Raw genomic sequence first — 16,701 nt, 5'->3', positions numbered from 1 at the left:
GGCAAATTGGCCGCTTCAACTCTGAAAGCTGCCGGATTCAAAACCGATTGCTTCGATTGACCAGACGAGGCGCGATCACGTGCAAAGACCATAGCAGGAAAAAGGATTAGGAGAATGGGTTGACATAGCCACTACTGGCAGTATCAACCAAGCAATTTTAGCGGCTTTGCCTCTACCTGTAGCGTGATCGATATAGTCTAGTCCAACTTTTTCCTGCCTTGACCAAGCTTAAGCAAATCTAATCACTCAACATTAAACAGTCTCCCCAAACAGCGGTTCCATTGGATCCAGCGTCAGCAGTCTGGCAATCTCGTCGGTTTGGAAGCCCAGCGCCATCGGTCGCTGTACCTTTGGCAAAATTTGCACATCATAGAGTTCTGTCACAACCCCTTCTAGGCGCAACCAGTGCACCACCGTTCCCGATTGGAGATCGATTACCATCACGCCACAAAAAGGATCGGCCTGCTTGGCCATCAGCATTTCATCGAGGGCTAATCCGGCAAAAGTCTTATCGTCACCGCGTGGCTTCGAGAGGCCAACAATTGCGTACTGCTGCCAGAAGGCCAACCCCCGCAGATAGCCGGGGCAAAAGGTCACGGCTTCAAACCGTCCGCTGGCCCGATCCAGATAGCCAAACTCGCCTTGGCCGGAATTTAACAGCCAGAGCTGATCTTGATAGCAGCGGGGGGAATGGGGCATTGACAGGCCCTCAGCCATAATTTCCTCGGAGTGCAGATCAATCACACAGCCGCCCTCTCGTCGCCGATCACGCCAGCCGTCAATCACATCCGAGCGACTACATGCCGTCACATATCTAGGCTGACCAGCCTCTAATGCCAATCCATTCAGATGACAGCGATCCTCATTGACGAGTTTGGAAATAAACGGCGGCTTCCACAGAGGGGTGCAGCTATGCCGCGGACTGACCGTTGCCAAACAGTTCAACAAACTGCTGACAAACACCAGCCGCCCCTGCTGGTCAATCACTAGATCATGAATATCCAGATCGCCCGTGGTATAGCCCACCCGTGGAACATAGAGCTTATCGTAGCCGTTGTAGTCCTGACCAGGCTGCAACACATTATCAAGCTGCCAGATCTGATACTTTGAGCTGAGGTAGAGCCGTTCGGTTGTGGTAAATAGCCCCATTGCTCGCTCAAACATGCGTTCAAATCCAGAAATCTTTCCCGTCGGGCTAGCGCCAAGCAACAGCAACCGCGAACTTTGATAGGTGGGTACGGCTCCCCTCTCGGCAACGATCCAGCGGCTGGAGGGCATCGCCGCCATCAATGCTGGCTTCTTTAACCGCAACAATCAACTGCCCCTGGGTGCGATTCGCAGTGAGAGCCGCTGGATTTCTGGGCCAATTTTGAACCGGGGCGCGATTGGCTGGAATGACACCGGCGAAGCGACGGTGGGCCACCTGAGCCTGCAGGAAACTTTGATGACTTCTGGCGGCCAGCGACTGGTGATGCAGTCTACCAACAGCGGCTATGTGGGAGCAGGCGTAGCTCGCTACACTTCCGACTGGGGCCGCAGCTACAAAACGATTTTGGATGACGAAGTGGTGATTACGGTACGCCAAGACCGCGTTGTCGATCAAAAGCGCATCCCCAAAGCTGGCCAAACCACCGTGCCAATTCCGTCGGATGGCTATCTTTTGGTGGTGCGAGCCGATAACAGTGTGCTGAATACGCTGGCTGTAGGTACGACTCTTCAGCTCACAGGTCTGACCCAACCCGACGAATTTAGCCGCTATGCCCAGGTTTTAGGAGCAGGTCCCCTGTTGCTGCAAAACCGCCGCGTTGTTTTGAATCCCCAATCCGAACGCTTCTCAACTGCTTTTATCCAGGAAGCTGCGCCCCGCAGCATGATTGCCATGACGGCTGGAGGCACCCTAGCGCTATTAACGGTCCATAACCGCGTGAGTGGTGCCGGTCCTACCCTCGCTGAGATCGCTCAGATCGCCCAGCGCATGGGTTTTGTCAATGCCCTCAACCTAGATGGCGGCAGCTCAACCACACTGTATCTGGGTGGTCAACTCCTCAACCGCTCGGCCGCTACGGCAGCACCCGTCCACAACGGCATCGGCGTATTCATTCAGCCCAATTCCTAAAGTTAGTTGATGATTTTCTAGGTTGAGCCGTTTGAGTCAGGTGATTGCTTGAGAAGTGCAGCAAAATAAAGCTAGGTTGAACAGCGCCTTACCTGAATGAAGAATGCATGTAAATCCGGTAAAGCACTGACGGAAACGGTGCGGAAACCGGGAACATTTTGATATGGTTATCTTCGGTTTTCGTGTCCCTGTAATTGCGAAGATTTTAACCGCATCATTGCCCAACCAAGCATCTCACCATTGGTTTACACATCGGTCTTGCAATTGTCCAAGGAGAAATAAACGTGGCTCAACCTAAAGAAAAAGCTCAACCCGCTGCCGCTCTCACGCTGAGCAATTCCATTGTGCCGAAAGGGATCGCGGCAACCGAATTACGCCCTTGGGGGTCTTTCACGATTCTGGAAGAAGGGCAGGGCTACAAGATCAAGCGGATTGAGAATCATGATTCAGCATGATGTTGTAATTGTGGGCGGTGGCTTGGCCGGTACGCGAGCAGCGGTGGAGATTGCCCGTATGGATCCGCGCCTGAGTGTGGCAGTTGTTGCCAAAACCCACCCAATTCGGTCCCACTCGGTAGCAGCCCAGGGCGGCATGGCGGCAACGCTGAAAAACGTGGATGCGGAAGATTCCTGGGAGGCACATGCATTTGATACGGTGAAAGGCTCAGATTATCTGGCCGATCAGGACGCGGTAGAAATTCTCACCAAAGAAGCTCCGGATGTGGTGATCGACCTAGAGCATATGGGCGTGCTGTTTTCCCGCTTACCCGATGGCCGGATTGCTCAACGTGCCTTTGGCGGCCATTCCCACAAGCGCACCTGCTACGCGGCCGACAAAACCGGACACGCGATTCTGCACGAACTGGTGAATAACCTGCGGCGCTACGGCGTGCAGATCTACGACGAATGGTATGTGATGCGGCTGATTCTGGAAGACGGCCAAGCCAGAGGACTGGTGATGTTCCGTATTCGGGATGGCGAAATGCAGGTAGTGCGAGCCAAGGCGATCATGTTTGCCACCGGCGGCTATGGGCGAGTCTACAATACCCCCTCCAACGACTTTGCCTCGACCGGCGATGGACTGGCAATGACGGCAGCAGCGGGCCTGCCTCTAGAAGACATGGAATTTGTGCAGTTTCACCCCACAGGGTTGTATCCGGCCGGGGTGCTGATCTCAGAAGCGGTGCGGGGCGAAGGGGCCTATCTAATCAACAGCGAAGGCGAGCGGTTTATGGAACGCTATGCCCCAAGCCGGATGGAGTTGGCACCACGGGACATCACCTCTAGAGCAATTGCGCGAGAAATCCGAGCTGGACGCGGCATTCACCCAGATGGCAGTGCGGGCGGACCGTTTGTCTATCTGGATGTGCGCCATCTGGGACAAGAGAAAATTATGAGCCGGATTCCCTTCGCCTGGGAGGAATCCCATCGCTTGGCGGGGGTGGATGCGGTGCATGAGCCGATTCCGGTTCGTCCCACCGTGCATTATTCAATGGGTGGCATTCCGGTGAATACCGACGGGCAGGTGCGCAGCAGTCCAGAGGGTCTGGTGGAAGGCTTTTTTGCCGCTGGGGAAACGGCCTGTGTTTCGGTGCATGGAGCCAATCGCCTCGGCAGTAATTCGCTGCTGGAATGCGTGGTATACGGACGCCGCACCGGAGCCACAATTGCCCGCTATGTGCAGAATCGCAAGTTTCCGGAAATCAACGAGCAGCAGTATCTCAATCAGGCGAAACAGCAGGTGCAAGCCCTGATCGCCGCCTTCTCGATTGTGGGTAATCAACTCCGCATCAATGCATCTCCCGATTACGAAGCCAAATCTTCCTACAATATTCGGGTCCGCACCACCGACCAAAACGGGCTTTCCTTCGAGAAACCGCTCACCGTCACGGTACAAGATGTCTCGGAATCGTTTGTTCAGTATGTTGCCTCTGCCGCAGCGGATGGTTTGCAAAATACACTCAACAAACTGCAAGAGGTATTCAACAATCAGTTGCTGCAAGCCAATCTGCCGATTGTGGGCAGACTCACTGGCGCGATTCCTAGCTTCCTCCACAGCATTCGCGATAGCCTGATACCCGCGATTCGCAGTGCGAACAACCTGACCTATGAGGGCATGCAGTCCCTGCTGAATACACGGCTGAAGTCGCTGTTTCCGGATGTACAAATTGTCGGCAATGCCAACTCCAACGAGAGCACCTTTGAAGTTACGCTGACGCAGCAGCAGCAGGTGAATCGGCTCGCGAGCGATCTGGCTATGCCGGGATTGGGATTGAGCCGAGTCGCGGTTACGGGTGGCAGCCCTCAGGGCAGCTTGAATACCAATTTGAAATTAGTGTTTGGCTCCCACAAGGATCACGGCTTCTTTATCGACACTAATCGCACCAGCCTCAACTCCAAATTAGATGTTGGCTTAGGTAATGGGTTCACGGCATCTGGCCGCATGGGGTTGTACAAGGTTCGGCTCAACGACGACGCCAATAACCGCACCAAAGCCGAAGCGACCTTCTCGACTCGCCTGAGAGACATTGACAGCCCTGGAACTAACGATGGTGAGCGTCTGACTACGACTGAGCTACAGCGCAATTTCAACAACACTCAGCTCACCAATGTGTCGCTCACCAGCGATCCCAATCTGGGTCTGAGAATCAATACCGATATGGGCAGTGCTGCTATTCCGGGCATCAACACTACCCTGCGCGGCGACATTCCCAATCTCACGTTCACCAATGCTCAGTTGGCTAGTACTCCCACCACAACCTTTGCCTTCACCAACACCGAACTGTCCCTTGGTTCAGTCGCTAACAACGTCGTCCTGCCGACGCTACGAGCAATTGACCGCGTCATCTCGCCAATGCGTCCGGTGATCAACCTGCTGTCCTATGACCTCAAATCGATTGGGGTTGGCTATCTATTCCCCGATGTTGACGGAGATGGCAAATCCACCATCATGGATATGGCCGGAGCGGCGGGTGGCAGAATTGGTAGCTTCTTGAACGCGATCAAAACCATCTCGGACTTGAGCCAGCGGGCAGCAAGTAGCACTGATACCGGGTTATTACTAGGTTCGTTCCGCACTGTGGTTTACTTACAAGATGGGGAGATCCGTAAGAAGCTGTTTGAAAAGGATCTTGTCGTCTGGATCCGCCTCCTTTTCTAGACTGCCTGCAGGGCTATAATCCCCCACCGTGGAGGACTTTGAACAGCGGCGCTTCGGGAAAGTTCCCCAGAATACATCAGAATATATCCTGCAGGCACGCTGCGCGAAGCGGGATGTTGGGGGCTTTTCAAATGGATTCTAACCATTCTGCTTGTAAGGGCGAGCTTAGCAGACTCGTGAGTCGCTTTGCCCCAAATGCAAGGCAAACCCCGCCCCTACCGATAACTGGCAACATTACAACTCTTCCCTAAACCTGTCAATTAGGAACTGGCAAACAGAACTAACAATCAAACACTAGGCTTTATCAGTCGGATAGGTTCGCGCACCATAGGCAATAAAGGCAATACAGGCCACTGTAAATGCTAGCAAACCGAGAAATACCCCAATGGCAGTCGAAACATAGTTCTGATTGGCCGGGGGTGGAGGTTCAACTGGTACGGTCGCTAGAGCAGCCCAGTCGGGTTTAACAGCATCTAGTAGAATTGTTTCGTTGAAGATTTGTAGAATCAGTAAAAGAAAGAAAAAGAACAGCAGAATCAACGCAGCCATTAACGGTGCGGTTCCCCAACCAGGAACAACTAAACCGGCATCTGAATTTAATTGACGAAGTAGATACTGGATGGGGGCAATACGTTTGGGTTGAAATTTGCTGATTGGCATAGGAGTGAATGAGTGAAGATAGTGAACAGTGTTAGTGTTAGTGTTAGGGGTAGATGGGTAGATGGGTAGATGTGATGGTTAGAGATTGATAGATCAACAGGTTAAGATGGGAGAACTCCTGAGAGAAAGGCGAGGAGTAGAAAAGCAAGAAGTAGAGAACAGGAAACAATCCCATTCTCTACCTGCCTCATTCTTCACTGGGTTATTTGAACCGATGGTTGCAATGCGGGTTGCTTGCGGGTTGTGGCATCGCCTACTTTCTGGAAGACACCAAATTCCACTTGTTCATCATCAAGGTCTGGATCAACTCCGGCAAATACATCGCGGAAGAGGGTGCGACAGCCGTGCCAGAGATGCCCAAAGAACCAAACAATCGCAAAGCAAACATGGAAGAAGGCAAACCAACCGCGATTGCTGGTGCGGAACACACCATCCGAGTTATAAACGGTTTGGTCAAACTGGAAGGGTTCGCCCAGTTGCGCTGCGCGAGCGTATTTTTTGACTACCGTTGGATCAGTAAAGGTTTGTCCATCCAGAGCACCGCCAAAGAAGCTAACAGTGACTCCAGTTTGCTCGTTTGACTTGGTCGAATTCGTCACGCAGACGGTCGAAGAACTCCGGCCATTGGCGAGTCAAAAAGCACTCAGTTTGACAGTAAAATCCACTGAGTCCCATTTGTCCATCACCAATGATCCCACCCGGCTGCGGCAGGTGATGATCAATTTGCTCTCCAACGCCATCAAATTTACCGATACTGGCGGCATCACGGTCGAGGTAAGCGAATTGCCGCTAGAACGGGTCAGAGTGACGGTACAGGATACGGGCATCGGCATCGCCCCTGAGGATCAGACCCATATCTTCCGCGAGTTTTGGCAGGTCAACCAAACCACCACTCGCAAGCAGGGCGGCACCGGCTTAGGACTGGCTATTGTCTATGCGCTGGTGAAGCTGATGCAGGGCGACATTGCCGTCGAAAGTGAACTCGGTCAGGGCACCACGTTCCGCATCGACCTGCCGCGCTGGGTTGTCTCAGCTTCGGTTCATGAGTAAAACCTCCTCCATACCGCTATCTACACCAAACGGCGAGCGATTGGTAGCCGATGGGTTGGAGTATCCCCTGATTGTGATCGGCGCATCTGCGGGAGGAGTCGAAGCATTGTCCCAACTGGTGCGGCACCTACCTGCTGATTTGGCAGCCGCTCTGTTCATTGTGGTTCACTTTCCGCCCCACAGCATCAGCTTGTTGCCCAAAATTCTTAGCCGGGCAGGGCCGTTGCCTGCCCAGCACGCCCAAGATCAAGAAGCAATTCAGCGCGGAACAATCTATGTAGCTCGACCGAATCACCATCTGCTTGTACGGCGTGGCTACATGCGGTTAAGCCGTGGCCCTCGCGAAAACGGCCATCGCCCTGCGATCGATACACTGTTCCGTTCTGCTGCTCGCGCCTATGGGTCGCAAACCGTGGGCGTGATTCTATCGGGTGCACTCGACGATGGCACCGCTGGACTGCGGATTATTCATGCAGCAGGCGGAATCACGATTGTGCAAGACCCAGAAGAAGCTTTATTTGACAGCATGCCCCGCACCGCGATTGAGTCTGTTCCAATCGACTATGTGCTCAAAATCGAGGCGATTGCGCAGCTTTTGGGGCAGCTTGCCGTTAGTTGGACACCGAGTCAGCCATTTCAGAATCATGGAAACCAGCATACGGCTCAAAACCGGACCGAGGAGGAACCAGCAGTGACAAACGGCATGGAACGAGAAGATGAAATGGTCGCCCAAGATAAGGCGATTCTGGAGCAGGGGAAACGTCCGGGTACGGCCTCTACCTTCACTTGCCCCGACTGCGGAGGTGTACTTTGGGAACTGCGGGAGAATAATATCATCCGCTACCACGATCGGCGATTATTACTGCTTTTCCACGCAGTTTCTTGGCTAGTTCAACCGGTTCATCGCCGCCTGTCTTCGCATCGACAAGAATATTTTCACCATTTGAGACGAGAATACGTTTCTCCGGCTCATTCCTGCCGTAGCCGCGTGTCAAAATGCATATCTTCTCGCCGCGGTTCATAAGCTCACTTGCAATGAGTCCAACAAGTGGTGTTTTCCCTGTCCCGCCGGTCGTTATGTTTCCGACACTTATCGTGTATGCACCAAGGTGATGTGAACTTAATATTCCTCGATCGTAAAGCTGGTTGCGCACCTCCATGACAAGGCCATAGACCATACTAAAAGGCAGCAAGACTTTGCGGAGTAGCGTCAATGCAATGAAAGAAAATTAGCAAGCAATTTATGGCCGTGTTCCGTTAGGATCGATTCCGGATGGAACTGAACGCCCTCGATAGTGAAATTCCTGTGGCGCAAACCCATAATAAGTCCGTCCGGGGATTCAGCAGAGATCTCAAGGCACTCCGGCAGCGTTTCACGATCGACCACTAACGAATGATAACGTCCCGCGGCGAAATTGTTCGGAATATCACCAAAGATCGCTTTGGAATCGTGTAAGATCTGAACTGGCTTTCCGTGAACAGGTTCCGGGCCGCGAACTACCTTTCCGCCAAAAAATTGTCCTATCGCCTGATGTCCGAGGCAAACGCCGAGAATTGGCACGCGTCCTGCGAATCGCTCAATAACTCCAAGAGAGATGCCCGCATCATTTGGGGTTCCCGGTCCGGGAGAGATCAAAATCCTCTCGGGCCTGATCTGAGTTTCGACCTCCTCGATCGTCACCTCGTCATTTCGGATAACCTTCATCTCTGCCCCGAGTTCACCTAGATACTGAACTAGGTTGTAGGTGAAGGAATCGTAATTATCGACCACCAAAAGCATAATCTGCATTATACGGGCATTTTGTAAGATCGGGAGTATAAGTATGAGAACACATCAAAAACGAAGTCATTGTATTTACAGATCATAATACTCGCAGGAGAGCCTGCCGGCAGCAAGTTGATATTTCAATCCTTGATCGCCGCGATCATCTCGCGGACGGCTTGGGCGAGGCCGACGAAGACGGAGCGGCTGATGATATTGTGGCCAATGTTGAATTCGGTTATCTCTGGAATGGCGGCGAGTGCGGCGACGTTGCGGTAGGTGAGGCCGTGGCCCGCGGCGACAATTAGACCGAGCGACTTGGCATGAACTGCGGCGGTGGCGATGCGTGAAACTTCAGCAGCAGCTTTCTGGGCGCCTTCGCCGTGTGCGGCGCGGGAAGAGACAACAACCGCATCCGCAGGAGTAGTAGTCTCCTGTACAGGCGTGTCTGCTTCGGTGCTAATGGCTGCTTCCATATCCACGGCCTGATTGTCTCTGTCTCCAGCCGCTACAGCGGTATCCGCAGTCTCGCCAGACTCAATCGACTCGGCAGGTGGTGCTTCTACAGGAGGCTCTTCGACCGACAGTTTAACTTGAGACGGCTTAGGGCCACGCATTAGCGCTAAATTAACAGGTGGCTTTTCGGCTTCAAACCGTTCTCCTTTGCCCTTACCTTTGCCCTTGCCTCGTTTGCCGTCCCGATCGCGATTGCGACCTCCTTCTCGATTGTCTCGACCACCGTCTCTGCTCCCGTCCCTGTCGCGATTCCGAGGCCCGCGTTGGCTATCAGATGATTGAGATTCAGGCTTGCCCTCTGCCGCGTTGGTTTCAGCTTTCTGCTGTCGTTCGGATTTCTTGATTGGACGCTCTACCATGACTTTCCCCTCCTTACTTGGTTCAATCGTAACAATCCAGCGATAATCAGACGCTTGCTTCAGTGCGATTTTGAGAGAACGCGGCGCTCTCCTGATTGATGATCTCACAAAACTGTAAAGATTTTTGAATGAGAAGATTTGGACTGAGTTTCTCTAGAGAATCGCTCAATTAAGATCAGCGATTTGAGTTTCTCAAGTACCATAGATTATTAATTATTTGATTAAACAAAAGGCCGAAAATCGCACCACTCGTTCATAGCAGCTTTCGATTTGCGATTCCGTGAAGCAGATGCAGCGAATTAATCAACGCCCTGAGTCTGCTGGTACCTACCTGAGCGAGGAAGAGCTACAGGAAACTCTCCAGGATGCCTAATTTGGCTCTAGAACGAGTAGGATTAGAAGCCTTTGAGGGCCGCTACGAGTCTGAAGAATTAGCGGCAATGGTGGATCAAGCAAGTATCATCGAGCTGTGACTCCTGACTCCTGACTCCCCCCTTCACCTATGCCAGATTTTTCCCTCAAACCTGGAACCTTCCTGAAACCCTTCCTGAATCGGTTGGGTACCTACTTGCTCCTAAGCGCAATTGCCTTTGTGATGCTGCTGCCGCTGCTGTGGTTGGTGAGTACTGCTTTTAAGGCCCCAACGGAGGATATTTTTCAGTTCCCGCCCCAGTTCATTCCGGCTCAGCCGACCCTGGAAAATTTTGTCAAAGTTTGGCAGACCAATCCGTTTGGGCGCTATTTGTTCAACAGTACGCTAGTTGCCCTTCTGACCGTGGGGTTGAATCTGCTGTTTTGTTCGCTGGCGGCCTACCCGTTAGCACGACTCGACTTTCGCGGCAAAAGCGCCCGCCTGACCACCGAGCCAGCAGGTGATCGGCTAATTGCAACAGGTCAGCTTTTGCAACGCTGTTTCCAGTTGCCAGCAATTCACCCCGCTCGACCAGCGGTAGCCCACTCAGCCCGTTATACAGTCCGGAGAGCGCTCCAGCCAGAGTGCAGGAGCCAACTTTCGCCGATGGGGTTGGGTAGGACAACTGAACCAGACGGGCCAAAGACAGCCGCCAGCTATCAGGAGTGCTCAAGATGCTGTAAAGTGCCAAGACAATCGGCAAAACATCACGCAGGTTTGACTCAGCAGCGACGGACCTGATCCAGTCGGAAACCGTTGCCAGGGATGTTGGTCGGTCCAGCCAAGCTTGAACCTGCATCAACGCTTGCCCTAACTGCTGGCTCAGCGCTGCATCAGACGGTAACTCTAAATCTTGCATCACCTGCAAAATCAACTCCTGAGGCACAAATCGCTCCCGCAATAGCAGCGAAATGGTCTGTCCTGTAATGGCCATAGCTATTGCCGCCTGATTAAGCGGTTCAGCCGTTCCATCTAGTGGAGCTTCGAGCTGTTGTGAAGCGGTTTCTGGAGTTATGCGGAGAGCGGTTTGGAGAGTGGTCTGCAGAACAGCAGGCTGGTCGTGGTAGAGCAACGCCAGTGGCAAGGTCGCCATCACCCACTCAATGGGAGTCCTCGGCTGTGCATCAAGCCATGCTAGGTCTAGCTCTGCTGGTAGATGGGGCTCGGCTAGCAATCGTTTGGTTTGAGCAATCAGTAGCCCTGTTCCAGTCAACTTTCTATCCTGATTGCTCGTAGTGGGTGGCTGGTTCGTTTCTGCCTGGGTGAAAGCCTCACCCCAAATTGGCTGTAGAACTGGCTGCTTCCACCTCTGCGCCCCGATGGTTTCACCGAGCCAAGCTCCCCAAAACGCAGCTCGAAATCGACTTAAAAGAGAATCGCGCATAGAAGATGAAGATGCTTAGGTTTGAACCCGTCTTGTAGTAAAGTCTCTGGAGAGTTGTTGGAAAAGCTGGCGGTTAAAATCGCGACTACTGGGGCCAAATCCAACTACGCAAACTCCTTAAAGTTGGGGAAAAGTTGAGGATTTGTCACCTGCCTCGTCAAGTTTTGTCCGTGTAGCGTGCCTTTAGAGTCTATCCGAAAATCTTGAAGGGGTTTTGAAATTCAAAAACTCTGACGAGTTTTCAGATAGGTATTAGCTACCGGCACAGCCAATGACCGTTTTAGCAGCTATCTTTGGCTATTATCGCTATCGTCCATATCGTCCATGTCATGTTGAAAGGATTTAGGGCCGTGAACCGCTATCTGACTCGTTGCCGCAATTGGGTTTGAGCTAGCTGAGGCCAGCAACGGTCAGGAAGGGTTGGAAATTGCGACTAGCTGGCAGCCTCATCTGATCATTACTGACTTGTTAATGCCCGGACTGGACGGGTTTGGCATGATTCAACAGTTGCGCCAGCAGCCCGCAACCAAAGATATGATCATCATCGCCTCTTCGGCCAGCGTGTTTGAAGCCGATCAGCACCAGAGTCTCGATGCCGGTGCCAACGAGTTTTTAGCCAAACCAGTTCAGGCGGATTGTCTCCTATCCCTACTACAGCGCTGCCTCAACCTCCAATGGCGCTATAATCAGCCGGCTGCTGGGCTAGCCCAACCGACATCCCGCCCATTTCCGCCAACTGACATTACTAACATTGCTGACATTACTAACATTGCTGACATTACTAACATTGCTGACATTACTAACATTGTTGCTCCGCCGCCGGACGTGGTTGCCCAACTCATCGACTGTCTCAAGAAAGGTGATTTGGATGGTGTAATCGAGATCGCCACTGCCCTGCAACAGTCCCACCCCAACTGTGCTGCCTTTGCTCAAACGTTAATCAGCTACGCCGAAGCCTTTGAACTCAAACAGTTGGAGGCATTTATTCAGCAATTCAGCCTTCAGCCATAAACCTGCCCCAAGCGCAGCCCCGTTGCAGGAACCTGATTATTTCATCCCATTGTTTAGCCAGCATTGTTTAGCCAGCATTGTTTAGCCAACTATGTCCATTTCCCCGTCCAGCCTGATTCTAGCCGTAGACGATAACCCAACCAACCTTGCGACTCTGAGCCAGACCTTGAAACATGCTGGCTGGCAGGTGCGAGTGGCCATTGATGGTGAAAGCGCCATCGCCAAAGCGCACTATGAGCCGCCGGATTTGATTCTGCTTGATGTAGAAATGCCCGGAATGAACGGGTTTGAGGTTTGCCAACAGCTCAAGGCCAATGCTGCCACTCAATCTATTCCGGTAATTTTTACCACCGCCCTAGCCGACCTTGACAGTAAGGTGAAAGGGTTGTCGTTAGGAGCCGTAGATTACATCATCAAGCCCTTCGAGGCACAAGAAGTGGTGGCACGGGTGCAGGTACATTTACAGTTGCGTCACCTCACCAAAATGCTGGAAGAAAAAAGTGCGCTACTAGAAGCCAGCAACACCGCCCTACAGCAATTGACTCAAGCCCTAGAAGAGCGAGTGCAAGAACGCACGGCAGCCCTAGAGATGGCGCAAGTGCGGCTAGTACAGCAGGAAAAGCTATCGGTCTTAGGCGAATTAGTCACTGGCGTTGCTCACGAAATTAACAATCCGGTTAACTTCATTGGGCCACCTCTCGCGGCTTTTCGCGGCTGGTCAAAATCAGACAGCTTGCATGTTCGGCTTCACCAATCTTTTGAATCAGCAGGCCATAGTCTTCATAGCCCGGACGATAGGCTCCGGCAGAACTACCGCTCTGCAACACCGATTCCAGGTTGTCCAGCACCAGCAGACAGCGATTTTGCCGCAGGTAGTGCAATATTTGAGCCAGCTTTCCTTCTAACGTAGTCGAGATATTGATCTCCTGCTGGTTAGAAATACACTGGATCATATCTTTCAAGATTTCCTCTAGCGGTGGAGCATTGATCAACGAGCGCCAGAAGAACGTCGAAAAACGAGCTGGGGAATGGCCAGAAGCTTCTCCGCTAGAGGATTCCAGCACGGTTTCCGCCAATCGAACTGCCAAGGAGGTTTTACCCATTCCGCCCATCCCCAGAATGCTAATCACACGGCAGTGGTCCAACCATTGTCGCAGGGTTGCTAATTCCTCGATTCGACCGTAAAAGCTAGTCGGAGCAACAGCTTCACCCCAATCCTGCTGAGTAGTATTGTGATGCTGCTGTTGATAACGAGTCAGCGCCTCTCTTAAATTGGTTTTCGTGACTCGTTCACCCAACGCTTCCGATAGCGCCTGCCATAGCTCAGAGCCAGTATTCTTCAAATGGCCCAAGCTATAGTAGTAACCGTGTTCGGCTGCCGCATCGATGATTTCCTGATACGAAGCATGATTCCACACGCCGCGAAAAACGGCTTCTTGCACATCGCTGAGGCGACTCTGTCCCCGAATCTCTCGGACTAGCGCCAGGGCGGTTTCGATATTTATTTCTTTCATTAAGTGACGGACTCCAGCCGTATGGAGGTAAATGTGCTGCGGAAAGGGGGATTTCCTACAAACCTAAACACTAAAATCAGGACCTATAGACGTAGACACACAGAAAATTTACATATTCCGGAATCAGTAACACTCCTCTATTTCATCTCTTCAGCCGAAATTGAGAGCTTCCCGCCAAACCTGACTTTTTAACTGACTTTAAGCTGACTTTATATTGGGAGGAATATTAAGCGGAGCCAGAAATCAGAGGACAGGAGGCAAGAGGTAGATCAAAGCTAGTTAGTTAGCCGATAGTTCAGTAGGGGCAGCCGATAGCATGTGCTGTGAGCGTTTGCTGACCAATCTGTAGGACTGCGTTCTGGATTATCTAGCCAATGATTCGTCCTCACTGACATCACGAGAAGGCAAAAGCCAGTTGCAAACTGCTGTAAGAAAGTCAGGGAAAGGTCAGAAGCCGCTAACGATACACGGAATTAGCAGTGAAGGAAACGTATCACTGGACGCCCATCGATCCCCATGTCCCCCACCTGCACCTTGTTGGGCACCCCACCCAGCGCGATCACCGCCCAGTTCTCGAACTCGAACGGCGGGATCTCCTTGAGCTTCGCGATCGTCCAAGGCAGGTCGCGCACCACGAACGACCCCGCGTCCCCCTTGCGATGCCCCGGCTCGCTCTCCCGCATCCCGCACACGTCCTTGAGCCGCTTGGCCATCACCCGGCACGCCGTGGGAGAGATGTCGATCCCGATCCACTGCCGCCCCAGGTTCTGAGCCGCCACCAGCGCCGTCCCACACCCGCAGAAGGCGTCGAGGACGATGTCGTTGGGGTTGCTGCTGGTCTTGATGATGCGCTCGAGCAGAGCAAGAGGCTTTTGGGTGGGGTAACCAAGGCGCTCCTTTGAGAGATTGTGAATCGGACGAATGTCTGTCCAGATGGTCTGAAGAGGCACACCGGGCGCGCGGTCCGCGTACCGCTTGTACCGCGGAACGCCGCCCTCTTTCTCAGGCCAATGAATCGCTCCCCACCGGTCGAGCTCGTCCAGCTTCTCCTGCACCGTGCGGCCGATCAGGTTGTACATCTCAGCGGCCTCGCCGGGGATCGCCCAGTGTCGGCCCTTGGCGGTGACGTCGATCCCTCGCCAAGGCTTTCCGCTCTCGCCGCGGCGAACGCCGTCTCCCGTCAAGTCCATGCGCATCCAGCGCCGACCGTTCTCGTCCTTCTGGTCGAAGAACACGTCAAGGTACTCGGCATCATAGGGCTGCATGACCTTGTTCCAGATGTAGGACGGGCTCGCGACGTAGTAGAAGATGCTGTCGTGGACTGGGCCGTAGCGCTTCGCGCTGCTGTGCGCGAACGTGCGCTTCCAGATGATCTCGTTCTGGAAGTTATTCTCCCCAAAGATCTGATCCAGCATCACCTTCACGTAGTGGCTCGCGTGCCAATCGCAGTGGTAGTAGAAGCTCCCCGTCTTCTTGAGCACCCGCGCCAGCTCCACGCACCGAGGCCGCATGTAGTCGATGTACGCCTGCGTGCTGGCGTGCCGGTCCTCGAACGACCGCTTCTCCTTGGTCTCGCCCCAGAACACCTCGTAGTTGCGGTTGGAGTTGAACGGCGGATCGATGTAGATCAGGTCCACGCACCCGTCGGGCAACTTCTTGAGTTGTTCCAGGTTGTCGCCGCAGTAGATCACCCGCGTGTCGACCAGCGCCGAGGGTCGACCCGGCTTGGGCGGCGTCGGCGGCGCAGCCTCGCCCCCACCCGCCGCAGCGCGGGCCGATCGCTTCGAACCGGACGCGGAACCCTTCTTTGCCACGGGGCCAAAGGTACTTCACTAGCCTGAAAAAGGCTGTAATTGGCCGGTTAGCTGCTAACTTGCTGCGGCACCTGCAAAAACTGTCGCACCAGACTCAGATAGGTTTCGGCATCTTCCAGCATCGGGAAGTGAGCTGTTTTAGGAATGACCACATGCTCGACTCGGGGACTGAGGGCCGCCGCTTTGCGACCTAACTTAACCGGAATAATCTTGTCATATTGGCCTGAGATCAGCAGCGTTGGTACAGTCAGACGCTCGTACTCCAGCGGCATTTCAAGCGCAGCCTTTTCGCTGACTGCGGTGTAGATCGTACCCAAAGCTGCCTCGTAATCGGCGTTGAGAAAGTCTTCTAGAAATGCTTGTCGAGCTTCAGCTGGAATTGGGCGGTGCAAAAACCGCGACATAAACATCCGATCAATCCCTGGAATCTGCTTTAACCACAAGGGCCGAAACGCTACGACATAGCTACCTGCTCGGTGAAACGCTTTGAAGGTGATGGGATTGTAATCAAACACGCCATGACAGGTAAGAATAGCCCGCTGGACGCGCTCTGAATAACGATTGAGAAACAAAGCGGCAATCGAGGAGCCAGTTGAATGAGCGTTAAGATAAACCCGATCGAGACCAAGCTGGTCAAGCAGCAAAGCTAAATCATCAGCATAGGTTTCCAATTCGTAGCCCAGCTCCAGTAGATCGGCTGGAATCGGTCGCGGTAAACGAGATTGCCCAAAGCCACGCAAATCGTAAAGTAAACAATCAAACTGGTCAGATAGTGCCTGAGCCGTACTCTGCCAATAACGGGTTGATCCAGCCCAACCATGCACAAACACCATCACTGGTTTGCCCCTATTAGGCGCTGCGGTGGAGGCATTTGGGGCAGTACTGATCCACTCGTAATAGTGGTCAACACCACGAATCGAAACGAAAGGCATTGGAGTGGGTTA

Annotated in this window: 14 protein-coding genes and 3 pseudogenes; 7 read left to right on the top strand and 10 right to left on the bottom strand. The window is 53.1% G+C overall.

Annotated elements, in window-relative coordinates; translation table 11 throughout:
- Positions 1-252: 252 nt before the first annotated feature.
- Positions 253-1,278 (bottom strand): TIGR03032 family protein, encoded by a 1,026-nt coding sequence (locus tag JVX88_RS32175; protein ID WP_263975343.1) that lies wholly within the window; start codon positions 1,276-1,278, stop codon positions 253-255.
- On the opposite strand from JVX88_RS32175, the gene JVX88_RS32170 reads away from it, so the two are divergent.
- From JVX88_RS32170 to JVX88_RS43480, 3 genes are all read left to right on the top strand, one after another.
- Complete coding sequence (locus tag JVX88_RS32170; RefSeq protein ID WP_211622477.1) at positions 1,232-2,116, top strand: phosphodiester glycosidase family protein; 885 nt, start codon at positions 1,232-1,234, stop codon at positions 2,114-2,116. The genes JVX88_RS32175 and JVX88_RS32170 overlap by 47 nt on opposite strands.
- 284 nt (positions 2,117-2,400) lie before the next feature.
- Entirely contained in the window at positions 2,401-2,571 is a 171-nt protein-coding gene (locus JVX88_RS32165) for a hypothetical protein (RefSeq protein ID WP_263975342.1), read from the top strand.
- Complete coding sequence (locus JVX88_RS43480) at positions 2,558-5,275, top strand: succinate dehydrogenase/fumarate reductase flavoprotein subunit (RefSeq protein WP_317134521.1); 2,718 nt, start codon at positions 2,558-2,560, stop codon at positions 5,273-5,275. Before JVX88_RS32165 ends, JVX88_RS43480 begins: the two co-directional genes overlap by 14 nt.
- Positions 5,276-5,569: 294 nt before the next feature.
- On the opposite strand, the gene psbH is transcribed toward JVX88_RS43480, so the two are convergent.
- Positions 5,570-5,935, bottom strand: a complete 366-nt coding sequence (psbH, locus tag JVX88_RS44620; protein WP_211622475.1) for a photosystem II reaction center phosphoprotein PsbH — start codon at positions 5,933-5,935, stop codon at positions 5,570-5,572.
- A gap of 194 nt (positions 5,936-6,129) precedes the next feature.
- Positions 6,130-6,516 (bottom strand): annotated as a pseudogene (locus JVX88_RS32150) (photosystem II chlorophyll-binding protein CP47); the annotation flags it as partial.
- Between the two features lie 67 nt (positions 6,517-6,583).
- Between JVX88_RS32150 and JVX88_RS32145 the strand changes: the two are divergent.
- Together JVX88_RS32145 and JVX88_RS41350 are read left to right on the top strand one after the other, a co-directional pair.
- Positions 6,584-6,985 (top strand): ATP-binding protein, encoded by a 402-nt coding sequence (locus JVX88_RS32145; RefSeq protein WP_225931248.1) that lies wholly within the window; start codon positions 6,584-6,586, stop codon positions 6,983-6,985.
- Positions 6,978-8,009 carry a chemotaxis protein CheB gene (locus JVX88_RS41350; RefSeq protein WP_211622473.1) on the top strand — a complete coding sequence of 344 codons (1,032 nt, stop codon included), beginning with the start codon at positions 6,978-6,980 and terminating at the stop codon, positions 8,007-8,009. Before JVX88_RS32145 ends, JVX88_RS41350 begins: the two co-directional genes overlap by 8 nt.
- Here JVX88_RS41350 and JVX88_RS44615 read toward each other — a convergent pair.
- The 4 genes and pseudogenes from JVX88_RS44615 to JVX88_RS32125 all read right to left on the bottom strand — a co-directional run.
- A pseudogene (locus JVX88_RS44615) lies at positions 7,891-8,145 on the bottom strand (tetraacyldisaccharide 4'-kinase); the annotation flags it as partial. The gene JVX88_RS41350 and the pseudogene JVX88_RS44615 sit on opposite strands and share 119 nt — an antisense overlap.
- A 50-nt stretch (positions 8,146-8,195) precedes the next feature.
- On the bottom strand, positions 8,196-8,765 hold the full coding sequence (locus JVX88_RS32135) for an anthranilate synthase component II (protein WP_211628983.1): 570 nt from the start codon (positions 8,763-8,765) through the stop codon (positions 8,196-8,198).
- Positions 8,766-8,890: 125 nt separating this feature from the next.
- Positions 8,891-9,622 (bottom strand): pyridoxine 5'-phosphate synthase, encoded by a 732-nt coding sequence (locus JVX88_RS39695; protein ID WP_225931246.1) that lies wholly within the window; start codon positions 9,620-9,622, stop codon positions 8,891-8,893.
- A 746-nt stretch (positions 9,623-10,368) separates the two neighbouring features.
- A complete protein-coding gene (locus tag JVX88_RS32125) occupies positions 10,369-11,418 on the bottom strand; it encodes an ADP-ribosylglycohydrolase family protein (RefSeq protein ID WP_211622471.1) in 1,050 nt (349 codons plus the stop codon).
- A gap of 378 nt (positions 11,419-11,796) precedes the next feature.
- Here JVX88_RS32125 and JVX88_RS32120 point away from each other — a divergent pair, with 378 nt between their 5' ends.
- A complete protein-coding gene (locus tag JVX88_RS32120) occupies positions 11,797-12,429 on the top strand; it encodes a response regulator (protein WP_225931796.1) in 633 nt (210 codons plus the stop codon).
- Positions 12,430-12,520: 91 nt separating this feature from the next.
- Positions 12,521-12,823 (top strand): annotated as a pseudogene (locus JVX88_RS43475) (response regulator); the annotation flags it as partial.
- Positions 12,824-13,112: 289 nt separating this feature from the next.
- On the opposite strand, the gene JVX88_RS39685 reads toward JVX88_RS43475, so the two are convergent.
- The 3 genes from JVX88_RS39685 to JVX88_RS32105 form a co-directional block, all read right to left on the bottom strand.
- Complete coding sequence (locus tag JVX88_RS39685; protein WP_225931245.1) at positions 13,113-13,943, bottom strand: AAA family ATPase; 831 nt, start codon at positions 13,941-13,943, stop codon at positions 13,113-13,115.
- 473 nt (positions 13,944-14,416) lie between these two features.
- The gene (locus JVX88_RS32110) at positions 14,417-15,757 is read right to left on the bottom strand and encodes a DNA methyltransferase (RefSeq protein WP_211622465.1); all 1,341 of its coding nucleotides are present in this window, start codon (positions 15,755-15,757) and stop codon (positions 14,417-14,419) included.
- Between the two features lie 47 nt (positions 15,758-15,804).
- A complete protein-coding gene (locus tag JVX88_RS32105) occupies positions 15,805-16,689 on the bottom strand; it encodes an alpha/beta fold hydrolase (RefSeq protein ID WP_211622463.1) in 885 nt (294 codons plus the stop codon).
- Between the last annotated feature and the right edge of the window lie 12 nt (positions 16,690-16,701).

It is taken from the genome of Leptolyngbya sp. 7M (assembly GCF_018128485.1).
This window is presented reverse-complemented; position numbering and strand designations above follow the sequence as displayed.